At 41.2% G+C, this 18219-nt stretch carries 19 protein-coding genes and 2 pseudogenes; 6 read left to right on the plus strand and 15 right to left on the minus strand.

Features of this window, described 5'->3' with window-relative positions; translation table 11 throughout:
- Positions 1–705 precede the first annotated feature (705 nt).
- The gene (locus BLR43_RS02675; RefSeq protein ID WP_093068581.1) at positions 706–1869 is read left to right on the plus strand and encodes a zinc-dependent alcohol dehydrogenase; all 1164 of its coding nucleotides are present in this window, start codon (positions 706–708) and stop codon (positions 1867–1869) included.
- A gap of 213 nt (positions 1870–2082) precedes the next feature.
- Here the strand turns inward: BLR43_RS02675 and BLR43_RS02680 are convergent, their stop codons facing one another.
- Entirely contained in the window at positions 2083–2283 is a 201-nt protein-coding gene (locus BLR43_RS02680; RefSeq protein WP_093068807.1) for a hypothetical protein, read from the minus strand.
- Between the two features lie 130 nt (positions 2284–2413).
- On the opposite strand from BLR43_RS02680, the gene BLR43_RS02685 reads away from it, so the two are divergent.
- The 3 genes and pseudogenes from BLR43_RS02685 to BLR43_RS13800 form a co-directional block, all read left to right on the plus strand.
- Positions 2414–3010, plus strand: a complete 597-nt coding sequence (locus BLR43_RS02685) for a recombinase family protein (protein WP_093068583.1) — start codon at positions 2414–2416, stop codon at positions 3008–3010.
- A 167-nt stretch (positions 3011–3177) separates the two neighbouring features.
- Positions 3178–3309 (plus strand): hypothetical protein, encoded by a 132-nt coding sequence (locus tag BLR43_RS13905; RefSeq protein ID WP_265088259.1) that lies wholly within the window; start codon positions 3178–3180, stop codon positions 3307–3309.
- Positions 3296–4066, plus strand: a pseudogene (locus BLR43_RS13800) (IS3 family transposase); the annotation flags it as partial. The gene BLR43_RS13905 and the pseudogene BLR43_RS13800, both read left to right, overlap by 14 nt.
- A 186-nt stretch (positions 4067–4252) precedes the next feature.
- Here the strand turns inward: BLR43_RS13800 and BLR43_RS02700 are convergent.
- The 3 genes from BLR43_RS02700 to BLR43_RS02710 form a co-directional block, all read right to left on the minus strand.
- Positions 4253–4537 carry a putative quinol monooxygenase gene (locus BLR43_RS02700; protein WP_093068590.1) on the minus strand — a complete coding sequence of 95 codons (285 nt, stop codon included), beginning with the start codon at positions 4535–4537 and terminating at the stop codon, positions 4253–4255.
- Positions 4538–4729: 192 nt separating this feature from the next.
- Positions 4730–5728: a zinc-binding alcohol dehydrogenase family protein gene (locus BLR43_RS02705; RefSeq protein WP_093068592.1), complete on the minus strand. Its 999-nt coding sequence runs from the start codon at positions 5726–5728 to the stop codon at positions 4730–4732.
- 352 nt (positions 5729–6080) lie between these two features.
- Positions 6081–6821, minus strand: a complete 741-nt coding sequence (locus tag BLR43_RS02710) for an SDR family oxidoreductase (protein ID WP_093068595.1) — start codon at positions 6819–6821, stop codon at positions 6081–6083.
- 134 nt (positions 6822–6955) lie between these two features.
- Here BLR43_RS02710 and BLR43_RS02715 point away from each other — a divergent pair, with 134 nt between their 5' ends.
- Positions 6956–7855: a LysR family transcriptional regulator gene (locus tag BLR43_RS02715; protein ID WP_025651770.1), complete on the plus strand. Its 900-nt coding sequence runs from the start codon at positions 6956–6958 to the stop codon at positions 7853–7855.
- A gap of 260 nt (positions 7856–8115) precedes the next feature.
- Here BLR43_RS02715 and BLR43_RS02720 read toward each other — a convergent pair whose 3' ends face one another.
- The 3 genes from BLR43_RS02720 to BLR43_RS13560 form a co-directional block, all read right to left on the minus strand.
- Positions 8116–9165, minus strand: coding sequence for a zinc-dependent alcohol dehydrogenase family protein (locus tag BLR43_RS02720; protein ID WP_093068597.1), 1050 nt, complete (start codon positions 9163–9165; stop codon positions 8116–8118).
- Complete coding sequence (locus BLR43_RS02725) at positions 9155–10150, minus strand: zinc-dependent alcohol dehydrogenase family protein (RefSeq protein ID WP_093068600.1); 996 nt, start codon at positions 10148–10150, stop codon at positions 9155–9157. The genes BLR43_RS02720 and BLR43_RS02725 overlap by 11 nt, the downstream gene beginning before the upstream one ends.
- A gap of 206 nt (positions 10151–10356) precedes the next feature.
- Complete coding sequence (locus BLR43_RS13560) at positions 10357–10494, minus strand: hypothetical protein (protein WP_167669373.1); 138 nt, start codon at positions 10492–10494, stop codon at positions 10357–10359.
- Between the two features lie 329 nt (positions 10495–10823).
- Here BLR43_RS13560 and BLR43_RS02730 point away from each other — a divergent pair, with 329 nt between their 5' ends.
- Positions 10824–11006 carry a DUF4172 domain-containing protein gene (locus tag BLR43_RS02730; RefSeq protein WP_223333121.1) on the plus strand — a complete coding sequence of 61 codons (183 nt, stop codon included), beginning with the start codon at positions 10824–10826 and terminating at the stop codon, positions 11004–11006.
- 117 nt (positions 11007–11123) lie between these two features.
- Here the strand turns inward: BLR43_RS02730 and BLR43_RS02735 are convergent, their stop codons facing one another.
- The 8 genes and pseudogenes from BLR43_RS02735 to rutB form a co-directional block, all read right to left on the minus strand.
- Complete coding sequence (locus BLR43_RS02735) at positions 11124–11720, minus strand: malonic semialdehyde reductase (protein WP_093068603.1); 597 nt, start codon at positions 11718–11720, stop codon at positions 11124–11126.
- 18 nt (positions 11721–11738) lie between these two features.
- On the minus strand, positions 11739–12515 hold the full coding sequence (gene rutD, locus BLR43_RS02740) for a pyrimidine utilization protein D (RefSeq protein WP_093068606.1): 777 nt from the start codon (positions 12513–12515) through the stop codon (positions 11739–11741).
- Positions 12516–12632: 117 nt separating this feature from the next.
- A pseudogene (gene ribB, locus BLR43_RS02745) lies at positions 12633–13280 on the minus strand (3,4-dihydroxy-2-butanone-4-phosphate synthase); the annotation flags it as partial.
- A 109-nt stretch (positions 13281–13389) separates the two neighbouring features.
- The gene (locus tag BLR43_RS02750; RefSeq protein WP_093068611.1) at positions 13390–14889 is read right to left on the minus strand and encodes a CoA-acylating methylmalonate-semialdehyde dehydrogenase; all 1500 of its coding nucleotides are present in this window, start codon (positions 14887–14889) and stop codon (positions 13390–13392) included.
- 40 nt (positions 14890–14929) lie between these two features.
- A complete protein-coding gene (locus BLR43_RS02755) occupies positions 14930–16288 on the minus strand; it encodes a solute carrier family 23 protein (protein WP_093068614.1) in 1359 nt (452 codons plus the stop codon).
- A 33-nt stretch (positions 16289–16321) separates the two neighbouring features.
- Positions 16322–16903 (minus strand): NADH-dependent FMN reductase RutF, encoded by a 582-nt coding sequence (gene rutF, locus BLR43_RS02760; protein ID WP_093068616.1) that lies wholly within the window; start codon positions 16901–16903, stop codon positions 16322–16324.
- A 131-nt stretch (positions 16904–17034) separates the two neighbouring features.
- Entirely contained in the window at positions 17035–17418 is a 384-nt protein-coding gene (gene rutC, locus BLR43_RS02765; RefSeq protein ID WP_093068619.1) for a pyrimidine utilization protein C, read from the minus strand.
- Between the two features lie 71 nt (positions 17419–17489).
- On the minus strand, positions 17490–18209 hold the full coding sequence (gene rutB / locus BLR43_RS02770; RefSeq protein ID WP_093068621.1) for a pyrimidine utilization protein B: 720 nt from the start codon (positions 18207–18209) through the stop codon (positions 17490–17492).
- Positions 18210–18219 lie beyond the last annotated feature (10 nt).

Genomic DNA, 18219 nt, shown 5'->3' on the forward strand with positions numbered 1-18219 from the left:
GTCAACTGAATCCATGTTCATTCCACAGTATGGCGATAATGGTACGAGCGCCAGCCGATTGCTTTGAATCGTTGAATATCCGACGTATCAGGGTTTTTAACTTAACGAGTTTATATCTATAGGCTTAGATCTTATACCATATAGTTAGATTACTATAAAATCGATACAATAAGATTCAACGTTATTTTTCGCAGCCTCTGGAGACGCAGTCACAGCAAGCAAGAAAAGTAGCATTTAATCGAGCGCGTTTCCTATGCTGTATCAATTTTATTGAGGTTCTACTATAACTTGAATTCTCGGGTATATGCGCGGCGTTTGGTCGTCATACTAATTATCCTCTTTGGGGTAGTATAACCTCTTAAACATGGGCCGATTTAATTATGTCGCTACAAGATCTTGGCGGTCATAAAAGTTGCCCCAACGCTTATAATTATTATCCGTTCTCGACTTAGGGTTATAAGGAATGGCGATGTATGTTTGAATTTTATTAGTGTCCTAAATTAGTTGACCACTACAATTTTTTACTTACAACACGCAACCTTTTTAACACACGTTGATTATAAATCTTGTTTTTCAAGGTGCTAATCTAATTGAGTAATACTTAGCTTAGTTAACATAAACCACTGTTTCTAATAACTTTCATCTTGTATTATCACAGATTATAGTTTATCGAGATTTTGCAAGCTTTACTTAACTGGAGAAATTATGCGTGCTTTAACTTACCACGGTGCTAAAGATGTGCGAGTGGACAATGTCCCAGAACCTAAACTGCAAGAAAAAGATGATGTTATTTTACGTGTGACTGCAACTGCAATTTGTGGCTCAGATTTACACTTATATCGTGGCAAAATGCCTGCAACCGAGGAAGGTGATATCTTCGGTCATGAGTTTATGGGTGTGGTTGAAGAAGTAGGATCTGAAGTCACTGCTGTTAAAAAAGGCGATAGAGTTGTTATTCCTTTTGTTATTGCATGTGGTAACTGCTTTTTCTGTCAGCATGACCTAATGTCCGCTTGTGAGACTACAAATACAGGCCCAGGCGCTGCTATTAATAAAAAAATAATTCCGCCACCGGCTGCTTTATTTGGTTTTAGCCATTTATATGGTGGGATTCCTGGTGGACAAGCAGAATTTGTACGGGTTCCTAAAGGTAATTTTAATCCGTTCAAAGTAAATGGCTCACTGTCAGATGAGAAGGTTTTATTTTTATCAGATATTTTACCAACTGCTTGGCAGGCCGTGACAAATGCCAATATTACTAAAGGTTCAACCGTAGCTATTTATGGTGCGGGTCCTGTGGGGTTGTTATCAGCCGCTTGTGCCAAAATGTTAGGCGCTGAGCAGATCTTCGTGGTAGATCATAATGACTACCGTTTGCAGTATGCCAAAGATACGTACGGGGCTATTCCGGTTAATTTCGATAAGGTAGATGCTGCTGAATTCATCATTGAACAGACCAAAGGACATCGCGGCGTTGACGGTGTTATTGATGCGATTGGCTTCGAAGCCAAAGGCAGTATGCTAGAAACAATAATGACCAATTTGAAAATTGAAGGGTCAAGTGGTGCAGCTTTACGTCAATGTATGGCAGCTGTGCGTCGTGGCGGGGTCGTTAGTGTTCCTGGTGTGTATGCAGGACCCATTCATGGTTTCTTATTTGGTGACGCTTTTGATAAAGGGCTTACTTTCAAAATGGGCCAAACCCATGTACATAAGTATTTACCACAATTATTAGAGTATATTGAAAATGGTGATTTATCACCTGAAGCTATTATTACTCACCGTATGAATTTGTCTGACGCTGCTAAAGGTTATGAAATTTTCGAAAAGCGTGAAGAAGAATGTCGTAAAGTCATTTTAACTCCTTAATTTTTCAAATTTACCCTTTACTTTTAACATTTAAAGGTTAGGTCATAGCTGCTTTAACGAGATTGTCTTAAATAATGGTTATCGCTAAAGCAGCTAGTAAAAAAATCTTTGACTTGCTTTTCTCTGCACACGGCAAAAAAATCATCCCCCAACCGATTTTCATGGGTTTAGGGATTAAAAAAACTAACTAACTGTCTTAGATGGTCTTAAAGCTTAGAAGTGTAAAGCAAAATAAACTTTCTTATATTTATCAGGATCATTTTTATTAGCTACAAACCCTTTGCTAACCAACTTTACCGAGTTAAATGTTTCACCTTCATCATTAGTTATCATAACAATCAAGTTTTGATCCCCAAAACTTTGGAGTTCTTTAATCAGCTCTTTAATTGTCTTAGTTCTATCTTCCCATTGCACTATACCCAAAACATAAAACCTCTAAACGATAACCTAGCTATCATTTGACTTTTTTTGATCTTAAATGATAGTAATATCTTGCTATTATCAATGAACATCAATTATTAAGTCTAAGTAATAGAGGGGCATTATGTCCGTTCGTATTTATGTGAGAGTCAGCACTAAGGACCAAGACGCTACTAGAGCATTAATAGATTTGGTTGCCTTCAGTAGCCGCTATGGTGATAGCTATGTTGATTACGTTGAGCACTTCAGTGGTACAAAGCTTGATAGACCAGTATTAGCTAAATTGCTAAAGGACGCCGAGCAAGGCGATATTTTATTGGTTGAAAGCGTGGATAGGTTAAGCAGGCTATCTCAAGATGATTTTGCGATTCTAAAGCAGCGTATTAAAGATAAAGGCTTACGATTGGTGGTGGCTGATCTACCAACCACTCATACGATGAGTGACGGTATGACAGGTGAGATCCTAAAAGTGATTAACGATATGCTGATCGATTTATTAGCGACCATGGCAAAGCTTGATAATGACAAGCGTAGAGAGCGCATTAAACAAGGATTGGCCAACAGTGGCTATAAACCCACTGGTAAGAAAGCCAATACCGCAAAACACAATCGTATTAAAGCATTGGCCAGTCAAAACAATATGACAAAAGAAGAGATCGCTAAGGCGGTTGGTGTTGGCGTAGCTACCGTTTATCGTGTCTTAAAGCAGGTTAATAGCTGAGGTGTTTTAAATATCGACTCAACGTGACCTTTGGGCTTTATCTAAAGGCATCACAACGTCATATAAAAATCGTTTTAATGCAATAAGGCGTGATAATAATCATTATATTGCATTCATAATTGTTTTTACGCAAAATAGCTTATCTATAATCGATTGAGCCACTCATAATGAATACCCCCATCTCAGATCCTATTGGCGCAGCATGGCTTGTCCGTTATGCCAGCATCGAGCTGGTTTCCCTTTTATATGTCAGCAGTAGTATCGGTGGACGCAGACAAACCTATCTATCAGCGGGCTAAAGAGCTAGGAGAAACGCCTGAAAAACGTTCACAGCGTAGTCAGCATGACGATTTCTACTTTAATGAGACTAAACGTATTTGGCAGGACAGCAAATGCCGTTACGGTGCGTGTAAAGTCTGGCAGCAGATGAAAGCTGACGAGTTAAAGGTTGCTCGGTGTACCGTAGAGCGATTAATGAAGCAGTATGGCCTACAAGGCATCTGGCGTGGCAAAGGCAAGATTACCACCAACAGCCGTGACGACCAAAAACGCGCTGATGACTTAGTCAATCGCAACTTTAGCACTTATCGTCTTAACTAGTTGTGGGTTGCTGACTTTACTTATATCAAAACAACGTGCGGCTGGGTCTATACCGCTTTTATCATTGATGTGTTTGCCCGCGCTATTGTGGGCTGGAAAGTCTCTAATCGTATGAATACTGATATGGTAATGGCGGCATTGAACCAAGCAATAGCAGATAGAAACCATCCCAAAGATATCATTCATCATAGTGATCGCGGGACTCAGTACTTATCCATTCGCTATACTTCTAGGATGACGGATTCTGGCGTCATTGCCTCTGTTGGTACCAAAGGCGACTCTTATGACAACGCATTGGCTGAAACAGTCAATGGGCTTTATAAGTCTGAGGTAATACATTATTTAAAAGAGAGCTAGACTGGTGGGAACGGTGTTGAACTGGCAACCCTTGAATGGGTCGATTGGTTTAACAAAACCCGTTTGCATAGTAAAATTGGTTATGTGTCGCCTTTTTAGTTTGAGAGACGATACTATGATAGTCTTAGTGAGTCAGACAAAGCTGACTGACTCAGGCAATCCACTCTCCGATATAGTCGGGGCGTTTCACTCAAAAAATAGGAGCTTATAGCTCCCATTTTTATGTTAGCTTGCTAAGTCTCTATGTTAATTTGAAGAATACTTCATCATAATATCCGAATACAGCTATATTTTTTTGATTTCTACAATATCACTTGATTCAATGAGCGATTGGATATTACCAAATAAACTTTGAATATAATCAGAGGCCATATGGATATCTAAATCCTCCCTGCTACGCCATTCTTCTAAAAAGAAATATTCACTCGAGTCATTTTCGCTAATATAAAGCTCATATTTCAAGCACCCTTCTTCTTGAAGCGTAGGCTCTATTACACTTTTTAAAAGCGCTTCTAACGTCTCTTTTTGATCTGATTTTGCCTTAAAGTTCGCAATTATTGAAATAGTCATTATTTCACCTTGAATTTGTTTTAGGGTTTGTCCCTATTTTAAAAATGGTGATAAAAATGAGATAAATCGCAGGCAAACAAGGAAAATAACGCAGGTAATATCAAGATATTGGTCAGCTATTTGACACCGTTTGCCAAAGATTTAGCCATTTTTAGCCCATTTAGTCATAAACGCTTGAATTAGGGACACGCCCTAGAAGTTTTCTAGTACAATTTTGCCTTTTGACTTACCTGATTCAAGCAACTTATGCGCCTTCTCCAAGTTTGCAGCGTTAATTTTGCCTAGATTTTGGTTGAGGGTACTTCTAATTTTTTGCTGGTCAACTAATTTGGCAACCTGTTGCAACAGATCACCTTGCTTTTCAATATCATCGGTTTCATACATTGAACGGGTGAACATCAATTCCCAATGGATAGAAATAGATTTAGTCTTAAACGGCATAATATCAAATGTTTGTGGATCATCGATCAATCCAAGCTTGCCTTGTGGTGCAATCAGAGAAACTATTTGCTTGATATAGGTTTCTGTATGATTGGTAGAGAATACGTATTTTGGTTTTTCAATGCCTAGTGTCTCGATTTGTGCATTTAAATCTTTGCTATGATCAATGACATGGTCGGCACCAAGTGATTCCACCCATGATTTCGTTTCTTCACGTGAAGCTGTTGCTATAACGGTCAGATTTGTTTTTGCTTTTAGGAGTTGAATAGCGATTGATCCTACACCGCCTGCACCACCAATAATTAGAATACTGCCAACTTCTGTTTCTGAAATTTGAAGCCGATCAAACAGCATTTCCCATGCCGTTATTGCAGTTAATGGCAATGCTGCTGCTTCTGCATTAGATACTGTAATTGGTTTAAGACTGATAATTCGTTCATCGACTGCTTGAAACTCAGCATTACTACCATCTCGGGTTAAATCGCCAGCATACCAAACAGAATCTCCTACTTTAAACGAGGTAACTTTTGAGCCAACTTCAATAATTTCCCCAACGGCATCCCAACCTAAAATACGATCGTCTGCTTCAGACGAATTTTTTCTCACTTTGGTATCAACTGGATTCACAGAGATTGTCTGAACTTTTACCAGTACATCACGCTCTTTAAGCGTAGGCTTCGCTTTTTCAATATCTACCAATGAATTTTTAAAATCATCATGGTTGTCTATAACATACGATACGGCTTTCATAGATTTGTCCTCAACTTTAAAAAAATATAGGGCGTGTTGAACATTCGACCATGGCACTGACAGCGACTATTTTTTAGGCGATTCGATGTTAAAAATAATAAGTTTAGTCATTCTAAGCGCTTATTTTTAACGATGAAGCGGCAAAAAAGAGTCCTGTCCCCTGCTTTTATCGTTGGGGCTGATGCTAAAATTGCCCCATACTGCGTTACAAATCTCGCTAAGGCATCTGCATTATCGTCGCTTTGTGCCTTGTCTGGAACAATTTTAGCGATCAGCAGTGCCTATTTGCGAATGTTCAACACGCCCTAGTAAAAATGGGAGCGAAGTGCTCCCATTTTATGTTACTCAATAATTAAAACTCTTGGCTCGTTGGGCGCAAAACAATTTCATTAATATCTACATCCGCAGGCTGTTCAATTGCATAAGCAATTGCTCGAGCGACTGAGTCAGCTGGTATGGCTTGTTTGTAGAAATCAGTAACAAACTCTGAACTCTCTTTATGAGAAGAACCGAATTTTAGTTCTGACTCAATTGCACCAGGCTCAATAGTAGTCGTTCTAATTGTTTCCCCAACTTCATGACGAAGGCCTTCAGAGATGGCTCTTACAGCAAACTTAGTACCGCTATAAACCGTACCTCCTGGACTAAATACTTTTACCCCTGCAACAGATGAGAGATTAATAAAGTGTCCAAAGTTTTGTTTTTGGAAAACAGGTAGGGTAGCTGCTATTCCATAAAGAACACCTTTAATATTAATGTCGATCATACGATCCCATTCATCAACTTTTAGCTCACTTAATGGTGCAATAGACATTAATCCAGCATTGTTTACCAATACATCGATTTGACCAAATGCGCTTAATGCCTTTTCAATAAGTGCTTGCACTTCATGTGGTTTGGTTACATCCACACCAATAAATTCAGCTTGACCACCTTCAGCACGAATGTCGTGAACAATAGCCTCTAATTTTTCAGTACGTCTAGCACCAATTACAACCTTTGCACCTTTTTTAGCAAGTAAGCGAGCAGTAGCTTCACCTAAACCACTACTTGCACCAGTGATAACAATAACTTTATTTTCTATATTATTCATACAAGTAACCTTCAACCTATTTGTCAATCATATTTGAGGGTTAAGTATTACAGCCTTGTTAGGTATAATAAATGAATAATATTATCTTTCAGAATTCCTATTTACGGAATAATTACTATAACACAGGATTGGACATGCAGAACAAATTGGAAATGATGCGTATCTTTTGTGTCGCAGCAGAGTCTCGAAATTTTAAAGAGGCAGCAACTCAGCTGGGTATTTCCCCACAGGTAGTGACACGGGCAATAAAAGAGCTAGAAGAGCAGCGCGGAGAGATTCTGTTCTACAGGAGTACTCGACAAATTAAAATTACTGCTGATGGTGAGCGTCTGGCAAAGCAAGCACGTCTTGCGGTGGAATCGATCGATGCTTTGCTTGTAAAAGACACCAAGGAAAAACGAGATGAAATGCGTGGGACTGTCCGTCTTACTGTGTCGTCTGTGTTAGGGCGTAAAGTGGTAGTACCTGCACTAGCAGAATTTGCCATACGTTATCCAGATATTGTCGTGGATTGTGTGCTAACAGATTCACACTCGGATGTGATCGATGAGCGGATAGATATCGGGATCAGATTTGGATTTTTGCCGGACAATCGATATGTGGCAAGGGAATTGGCTAAAGTGAAATTTTATTCTGTGGGTACGCCAGAGTTAATTGATAAGGTTGGAATGCCCAAAAAAATTATTGACCTTGATAAATACCCTCTAACAGCACTATTCGATCATAAAACAGGGCGTTACTGGCCATGGACATTCACCGAAAGTCGAAGCTTTACGCCATCAAAGCCCCGTTTTATTACAGATGATCTAGAAGCTGAATTTCAAGCTATTCTCGCTGGAGTTGGATTTGGACACATGCCTGGATTTCTAGTTTTGCCGTGGCTTAGGAGTGGTAAGCTCATTCATATACTTCATGAGGAAACCTCTCCCGTTTGGCGCCTGTATTTATATCGTCCACAGCGGGGCCCGACACCTTTGCGAATCCGAGCATTGTTTGATTACTTAGTGGAAGTGCTGGGCCGTATAGAAACCTAAATTAGATAAGACCATCATGTATCTAGGGCGTGTAGAACATTCGACCATGGCACTGACAGCGACTATTTTTTAGGCGATTCGATGTTAAAAATAATAAGTTTAGTCATTCTAAGCGCTTATTTTTAACGATGAAGCGGCAAAAAAGAGTCCTGTCCCCTGCTTTTATCGTTGGGGCTGATGCTAAAATTGCCCCATACTGCGTTACAAATCTCGCTAAGGCATCTGCATTATCGTCGCTTTGTGCCTTGTCTGGAACAATTTTAGCGATCAGCAGTGCCTATTTGCGAATGTTCAACACGCCCTAGAGTAACTACAATTTTTCCTATTTGCTGATTTGATTCAAGATAGCGCTGAGCGTCATGCATGTCCTCAAAGTTAAAGCAACGGTCGATCACTGGACGAAGATATCCTGCACCTATACTGCTCAGAATAAATCGTCTGGCTTGCTCCCTTAGAACAGAGTCATGGAGAACCTCAAGGAACAAAAAACCTCGCATGGTTAAGCTCTTGCGTAATGCAATTTTAAGGGGAAATGGTGTGTTCTCCGGGCTAAGTGCACCATGCATAACCATAGTTCCTCCCACAGACATCGCTTTTGCAATCTGTTCAATATGTGGCCCTCCTACAGCATCGAAGGCGACATCAAGATGTTCTCCACCCAAACGTAAAACAAGCGCCTCATACAAATCTGGTTCATCTTCACTGGCTATAACATCTTTAACACCGAGATCCAGTAAACGTTGCTTTTTCTCTATCGTCTGTGTACTTGCAATGACCTTAGCACCCGCTGCTTCAGCTATCTGTATCGCAGCTAGTCCTACGCTACTTGAAGCTGCTGTGATCAAGATCGTTTTTCCTTTCGATAATCCACCAGCATGGATGACACCACCCCAAGCCGTCAAATACTGCATCCAGATTGAAGAAGCTTCTTCCCAGCTTAAACTGTCGGGTTTGTGAACTAAAAAATTTTCTGGAATCAGAAGCTTGTCCGCATATGTCCCATATTTGGCTAGATTGTCAGTCGGAAGAATCGATACTGCATCTCCTGGAGAAAATTGGCGTACACCTTCACCTACCGCAAGAACTATGCCTGCTCCCTCATATCCCAGACGAGAAGGGAATACTGCCTTTTGAATATAAGTACCACGCCGAAACATTACATCGGCTCGGTTGAGTCCGATCGTTTTCATCTGGATTAGAACTTCTCCTGCGGCTGGTAAAGCAACAGGAAGAGTTTCTAATGTCAGAACATCTGTATCTCCAATACTATTGAAGCGCCAAGTCTTGGCCTGAAGTGCGTTAAATGACATCGATAACTACCTTAATATTGGCAGAGCGATCTTGAACAGCATCATGAGCCTCAATCGCTTGGTCTAGAGTAAAATGACGAGGATCAACAATAGCACGCAGTTTACCTTCCTCAACGAGACGAGTCGCGGTCTTAAGGATATCACCATGATGAGAACGGCGATTCCCTGTTAACGTCGGCATTAGGACGAATACGCCAGACACTGTGGCACACCGTAGAGATGAATTCGCTAAGTTATGATTGCCAAATGCAGCACAGCTGGTGATGTGGCCATAGTGAGTCGTCATGGAAAGTGACGCTTCGAGTACTGGACCCCCCACAGTGTCGTAAACAATGTTAAAACCTTGACCCTCAGGGCTTGCAGCAATAATGTCATCGGAAGATGCTGTTGTGTAATCGAGAGGTGTTGCACCGAGTTCTGAAATCAGTGATTGATCAGCTGTACGACCAGTCGCCCAAACATTTGCATCAAGTGCTTTTGCAAGCTGAACCACCATATAACCAACGCCACCAGCACCACCTTGAACCAGTACAGTTTGCCCTGGTTGGACCTTCGCATTATCCACTAAACCTTCCCAAGCGGTGAGGAACGTCAATGGTAGTACTGCTGCCTCGCGCATAGAGATATTCCGTGGCTTTAATGCGATCAGATCAGCATCTACTGCAACATATTCTGCTAAAGATCCTTGAAGACCACGAACGCCACCTATCAGACCGTAAACTTCATCTCCGACGTTGAAGTGAGTGACACCTTCACCAACAGCAGTTACAACCCCAGCCATATCCGTTCCCAACACGGCAGGAAGCTCTGGCATAGCATATGGTGCTTCACCAAGACGAATTTTATAATCAATAGGGTTTACACCACTCGCATGAATACGTACTAGAACTTGCCCAGCCTCTGGTTGAGGTATAGGGAGTTCTACACGTTTAAATTCATGATCACCAAAACTTTCTAGGATAAGCGCATTCATCATCTTACTCATAGTTGTTCCTTATTCTTAACTGGGGGATGAGATGCACAATACCAAAGTAAATTAATCCAATAAATGATATTTATAGGATTTAATAATTCCTAAATAATGAATAATAAATATTATCTGCTCACTAAAGAAGTGGGGTTCAGCAGATGCTTACCAAAAAAAAAGAGATCTACACAGACCTCTTTTTTATTTGGGTTTAATACGTGAAATTATTGCTGAGTGCCATCTTCATTCAGAATTTGCCCTGTGTGCTTTGGTTTAATTAAAGGTGCAGTCGGACGCGGTCCTGTATATTGCAAGCCGATACCAGCATAGACATCATCTGCTGCAATTTCAGCCTCTACCATGTCAAGGTAGGTCGACCAAAGTGCATATCCTGACAATATCTTACACACGTTGATATTGTTAGCCTGTAAATATTATTCAATTGAATAATCACAATGTAAATTATAATGCAATAAAATTTAACTCGTATTTGGGCACTGTATTTTTATAGTGTTTTTACCTCTACTCAAGCCCTTCTCAGAACAAAAAAACTATGTTTGTTCGTTGAGAATCTATTCTTATTACGTCAGCTATTGTCGTTTTTGAATTTCTACGTATTGTTCCTACTGCTTATTCTCTGCATAACATAAGGAGGTTACTGTTCTAATCTCTGCATATCTCTGGGGAACGTATGAAGCATACTACTTATATTCATGAGCACTCAAATTGGACTGAATGGCAATGGTCGGACAAGAAGCTATTGCCACTCGTCAGTCGTGTGCGGATATTACAAGGCCGTTTATTAGGAAAGCTACTAACACTAGGGTTCGATCTGAATGTTGAGGCGCAATTATTTGACGGCAGGGGTCAATAATTCTTATCATTTACTTGGTTATTAAGTGAAGGAGCCAAAAACAACCACCCCTCCACATAGCCTTAATTCAGTCCATTACTCCTAAAATAAAATGACACAGTAGATGAATACTTGTCCTTATAAGATCTGACAAGCCTCATCAAAGTCTAATCTTGGCAGACGGCTGTATAACTGGTCCTCTTGACCATAACCTATATTGATGAGCAGGTTTGAAGTCCAATTACTGTCTTTAAGAAAAATTTTATCTACCAGTTCATTATTAAATCCAGACATAGGGCCGGTGTCTAAACCCAAGGCTCTACAAGCCAAGATTAGATAAGCCGCTTGCATAGAACTGTTTCTAAACGCCGTTTCTTTTATCAGTTCAGGACTAGAGTTAAACCATGACCGGGCATCCGTATGTGGAAATAATTTAGGAAGCTCTTCATAAAACTCATTATCATAAGCGACAATAACGGTGATAGGTGCTGTCATTGTTTTTTCGATATTACCTGAAGATAGTGCTGGTTCTAAGCGCGCTTTAGCATCATCAGACTTCAGAAATACAAACCGTGCAGGTGAACAGTTAGCCGAGGTAGGCGCCATTTTGACCAGGTGATAGATCTCTTCAAGTAGTGCATCTGGTACGTCTTTTTTTTGCCAAGCATTAAAGGATCTGGCTTTACCAAACAGCTGATCGAGATCTGCTGAAGATAACGATAGGGAGTTAGTCATAACATTTCCTTATTGATATTAAATTTTGGATAAGAATTGAAGAATTTTGCTATTGGTTGGGCAGGTCTCTGTGATTGTGCTGGCATGGCCACCCGTCACCATTAACTCAAACTGTGCATTTTGCATATTATTGGCCAAAGCCAGACCGCGTTGCCAGGGCACCAACACATCATCAAGATTGCTTAAAACTAACGTTTTATTTTTGATATGCTTAGCGTTTATCAGGGGCTGATAAGACTGCAAGGCTTTTAATCTCGTTGAGACGTTTTCAATGGGAGTAAAATTAGCAATAGCTTTATCTTCTTTTTGCGTGAGTGCCTCTATGTTGTCTGAGATCCATATAGGCGGGTATAAAAATATCGCTTGAGCACGTACAAATGCCTCTACACCTGTATCTTGTAGTAAACTGGTTCGCATACGAAAACATTTAATAGTGTGAGGATCTAGGCTTTCCCAACCATTTAAGATGACCAGTTTATTTAACAACTCTGGCGCTTTATAAGCGATTTCCATACCGATAAATCCGCCAAGTGCGTGACCGACGAAATGACAGTTAGAAAGCCCTTCTTGTTTTAAGATTTCAATTAATTGATCCGCTAAATCTTGCATAGAATAGTCATCGGGTAAGAGATCACTATCAGGTGATACCCCCTCTTGTTCATAGCAAATCACATTGTAATGCTCGGTAAAACTCTCAATTTGAGGTGACCAAAAATCAGCATGCCCGCCTAAACCTGAACTAAATACGACCGTTTCTGACGTGTCGTTCTTACAAGGATATTTTTCAACTAACATAGGGTTTCATCCAATTTTAGTAAAATTCAAATTGCGGTAAAAATATCTAGTAGCTTATAAAATCAAGTTAAATTAAATCTACTAAATCAATTCAACAGTACGCTCATCGCTTTCATCATAGTCATATGCTACGGTTTCTTCGAAATTTTCGACAGTTTCTTGAGACTTAATATATTTAATTAACGCGTCTATGGTGCCGACCTTTAGGTTGTGAGTATCGGAGAATTTCATCAGATCATTTCTCCGAGCCATTTCACCATCTTGGTTGATGATTTCTACAATAACCGCAGCAGGCTCCAAGCCAGCCAGTCTCGTTAAATCGCAACCTGCCTCAGTGTGACCGGCGCGTTCTAAAACACCGCCTTCTTTAGCCACTAATGGAAAAATATGACCTGGGGTTACGACATCATCAAAAGTAACGTCTTGAGACACCGCAGTTCTAATAGTATGAGCTCTGTCTGCCGTTGATATTCCGGTACTTACGCCTTTTGCCGCATCAATGGAAACAGTGAAATTTGTACTATAAGGTGCTTGGTTGTCTTTGCACATGAGAGGTAGTTTTAATTTTTTGCAACGCTCGGAGGTCAAGGTCAAACAAACCAAGCCTTTGGCATGTGTAATCATAAAATTGATATCATCAGGCTTGGCTAAAGTGGCTGCCATAATCAGGTCACCTTCATTTTCCCGATCCTCATCATCCATGATTATGACCATCTTGCCAGCTTTAATATCTTCAATGATTTCTGGTATTGTATTGATATTCATAAAATCCACCATTTGTACTTATATTTGCTTTTGTATGTTGTTATGTAGAGCCTATTGTCAATTAATCACATGCTCTACATAACCTCCTACTTTTGATACGGCTGCATAGCTACTTCATAGAAATAGTGGTATTTACGCCTTCACTAGCATCCTCATCAAACCAGCGTGATATCACCGTTTTCGTCTGCGTATAAAACTGTACCGCTTGCTTACCATAAGGACCTAAGTCACCGAGCTTACTCGCTCTAGACCCTGTAAACGAAAACATCGGTAGCGGTACTGGAATCGGTAGGTTGATACCTACTTGTCCGACATCGATATCTTGTTGGAACTTGTGTGCATGGGCGCCAGACTGGGTGAAAATTGCAGTGCCATTACCATTTGGATTGGTATTGATAATCTTAATGGCTTCCTCAAGCGTGTCGGCATACATAATGCATAATACAGGGCCAAAAATCTCTTCGGTATAGCAGCTCATATCAGTGGTTACATTGTCCAAAATAGTTGGTCCAACAAAGTTACCTTCTTCATAACCTTCTACCTGACAACCACGACCATCTAGTTTGATAGTTGCCCCTTCGTCTATCCCTGCTTGAATTAAGCGCTCGACACGGGCTTTGGCTTGCTTAGATATTAGCGGACCTAAGTCTTTATCATCCTTTCCAGCAGACACTACCAGCTGTGCTGATTTTTCTACAATCTCATCGACCCACTGTTTAGACTCTCCAACCAATACCACGACAGACAGTGCCATGCATCGCTGCCCTGCTGCACCAAATGCTGCGCCTGCTAACTGGTTTAAACTCTGCTCTTTATTAGCGTCAGGCATAATAACGGCATGGTTTTTTGCACCCATCATACATTGCACACGTTTGCCAGCCTGACCGGCTCGATCATATACGTGCTTACCCACTGCTGTTGAACCTACAAAAGATATCGCTTTTATATCAGGGTGATCGCACAGCGCATCCACTGTATCTTTACCACCATGAACCACATTTAACACCCCTTTTGGTATACCTGCCTCAAGCGCCAACTCGACCAATCTCATGGTAACGATTGGATTTTGTTCAGATGGCTTTAAGATGAACGTGTTGCCTGTGGCGATGGCCATTGGAAACATCCATAGCGGTATCATGGCAGGAAAGTTAAAGGGAGTAATACCTGCACAGACACCTATTGGCTGCTGAACGGTGTACATATCAACACTACTGGCGACGTTTTCAATGTAGCCACCTTGTTGCAAGTTACCGATACCTGATGCGTGCTCTACGACCTCAAGACCTCTAAATACATCACCTCTAGCATCTGCCAGTGTCTTACCTTGTTCTTCAGTCAGTAGCGCTGCCAACTCATCCATATTTTCACGTATCAGTTGTTGATACTTTAGAAAAACACGGGCCCGTTTGCTGATGGGTGTGACACGCCAACTCTGAAAGGCCTCAGTTGCCGTTTTGATCGCTTGCTCGATTTCCTCAGGTGTTGATTGTGGTACCTTGGCGATCACTTCTTGTGTGGCTGGATTAGTAATATCAATCCACTCTGTGGTATTTGATTCGGTAAATTCGCCATTGATTAATTGCTGTACGCTGCGTGGTTCTGTATTCATGACACGGTTCCTTAAGGTAATATCAAGTAGGGATTTAAATTTATGGACTAAGTTTTAAGAGCGGCTCTGATGTAGCGATTTCTCTCTCAGTGGTCACGCTCATCTCTTTTTGTTTGTTTTTAAAATTGAAAACGAGGTTCATAAGAATGGCTAAAAAAGTAGCAGTACCAATACCGCCTAAATCAAAGCCTGCAATGTTTAGTGAATAGTTGCCAGTACCTAGGATTACTGGAACAGCGGCTACTAACATATTGCCATTCTTACTGAAATCAATTTTTGCATTCATCCAGATACGCGCACCAGCGATCGTGATTAACCCGAAGACAACGATTGAGGCACCGGTCAAAAGAGGTACTGGGATGGTGCTGACCAAGGTGCCAAACTTAGGAGATAAGCCCAATAAGATTGCAAAGACACCTGCTATGACAAAGACGACTGTAGAGTAAATTTTGGTCGCGGCCATCACGCCGATGTTTTCTGCATAGGTCGTCATACCAGTACCGCCTACCGAGGCTGAAAGCGTGGTACAAAGGCCGTCAGCGAAGAATGCTCTACCCATATAAGGTGAGATGCTTTTGCCAGTCATGGCTTCTACTGCTTTAAAATGTCCAAGGTTCTCAGCGATCAAGATGATAAAAACAGGGGCAATGACTAATATGGCACTGGTCTCAAAGACAGGAGAATAAAGGGTTGGAATACCGAACCACGCGGCATTTGCAATTGGGCTAAAATCAATAGGCTTGCCCATGCCTAAGACATTCGTTAATAGGAAATAAATCAAATATGCAGCGACCAGTCCTATTAACAGTAACAAGCGTCTGACCATACCTTTAGTAAATACGGCGACTGAACAAATACATAATACGGTAACTAATGCCATCCACGAGTCAAAGCTATTGCCGATGACGCTTTGTATGGTGACCGGCGCTAAGTTCAACCCGATAATCATCACAATGGATCCAGTAACTACAGGTGGCATCAAATTCTCAATCCACTCTGTCCCTGTTTTCATCACTAGCAGACCCATCAATGCGTATAAAATCCCGCAGACGACGGTACCTCCCAGCGCAATACCAATATTTGGATTGATACCCGTGCCGCTATAGCCTGTTACTGCTGCGACCGCTCCGATAAATGCAAAGCTTGAGCCCAAATAACTGGGTACGTGACCGCCCGTGATAAGAAAGAAAAGTATCGTACCTATACCAGTAATAAGCATCGTTAAGCTAGGATCAAAGCCCATCAGCAAGGGAGCTAAGATTGTCGCACCGAACATGGCGAATGAGTGCTGTGCGCCTAATACCACACTCTTACCCATCGGCAAATACTCATTGATACCTACCGGTGTCGTTTCTAGGTTTCCAGTGTAGGGACGCCATTTAACAAACCATTTATCCATTTTAAATATCCTTAAAAAGTAGAGGGATGATACTTAGTTCGTGCACTTACTCAATTGATGGTAGCCTCGATTGAAATAGATGAGACTTTCACAATCAGGCTTGTGTTTGATATCCAATACCTCACAAATGAGAATATCGTGAGTTCCTACCGAGCTAATAAGCTTAATCTTGCAATCAAAAGAGATACTGGCATCCTCTAATACAGGCGATCCTGTTGACAGCGTAGACCAGCTGCCTTGCTCAAACCTTTCTTCTAATGCCTTTTTGCCGCCGAACACACCGCTTAAATCTTGGTGTTCAAGACCAAGTGTGTTGACGCATAGCACCATATTTTCTTTGAAAAATTTGTATACAGACGCGCTTCGGTTTAAACACACTAATAGGGTTGGCGGTTCGTCAGTGACACTGCACACCGCTGAGGCGGTAAACCCTGCCCGCCCTGCTGGACCTTCAGTGGTAATAATGTTCACGGCAGCAGCTAACTTACTCATCGCATCTCTAAAAGACTGCTGTATGTCGGTCAAGTTTCCTGCCGTAGAAGTGAATGATTCTTTAGACTTATGTTTCATTAATGAGGATTGCGTTGCTTGGCTTTCTTTAATTACTGTATTCATCTGTCATTTCCTTTTAAACAATATTCCGCCACATGTGTAGTCAACTAAAACGCCTTACTACAGTCCAATGCTAGGGGGTTCAATGTCAGGTAACTTTAAATTCACTAACTGCAGTTTTTAAATAGGCTGTCTTATCCAACGTGTGCTATGGACGCGATTTCAACTAAAGCGTCTGGTTTTACCAATCCACATTGGATACAAAATCTTGCTGGTTTTTCATTGGGGAAAAACTCTGCATAGACTTGATTGACCGCGTCATAATCTGCCCAATCTTTGACAAATATTGAATTAAACGTCACATCATCCATATCGCCACCAGCGGTTTGAATAACGTTTTGAATCGTTGTTAATACATGGCGAGTTTGCGCGGCGGCATCACCCACATGTACGACATTGTTGTTTTCATCAAAGGGCAAAGTGCCTGATACATAAACGATGTTATCGGCCTTAGTTGCTGGGACATAGGGTGCCAATGGCTTGCTGGTACCTTCAGGTATAATCACTTGTTTAGACATATCTACATTCCTATTTGATTTAAGTACGAAGCGCTTGGTTTAGGCTCCTAAAAAGCCAGATATCGAAAAGATTAAGTATCTAAAAAACACTGCTGCATGCTGGCAACATCAGACACCCAACCAAAAAAGGTTTTTACGTTATAGAGTGTGGCCTCATGAGCTTCTACTGGTCCTGCTTGATAACACGCGTCATCTAACAAAACTCCAAAATACTCAAGGAAGAACCCATCTCGAAGCGTCGTTTCAACACAGACGTTGGTCGCGATACCAGTGAACAGTAGATTGCGTATGCCTCGTGACCGCAATACGCTATCGAAGTTGGTATTCGCAAAGCCGCTATATCGAGGTTTGTCTATAACGATGTCTTGCGGCGCAGGGGTAAGCTCGTCGACCAACTCATAATCCCAGCCCCCTTTTGCTAATAAAGTTCCCTCAAGTTCAGGGTTTTTACGCATGGTTTTTAGGGCATTTGATTTGTGATAATTAGGCGATCCGCTACCACCAGCCTCTACATATTTGTTGTCCCAGCCATTTCTGAAATAGATGACTTGTATGCCAGATTGATGTGCAATATCTACGGCTTGCTTGATTTTATCAATAACAGGTTTGGTTGACGTCACATCAAACCCAGCCAAATCCAGATAACCACCTTGACTGGCATACGCGTTTTGCATATCCACGACGATCAATGCGGTTTGCGATGGATCTAATTTGATAGGTTCAGGCAACGACTCTAAAACGGGAGAGGATTGTTTGGTAAAGTCTGCACAAATAGTATTAACCGAATTCATATCTGCTCCT

Origin of the sequence: Psychrobacter pacificensis (assembly GCF_900101915.1) — a bacterium.
GTDB classification, from domain to species: domain Bacteria; phylum Pseudomonadota; class Gammaproteobacteria; order Pseudomonadales; family Moraxellaceae; genus Psychrobacter; species Psychrobacter pacificensis.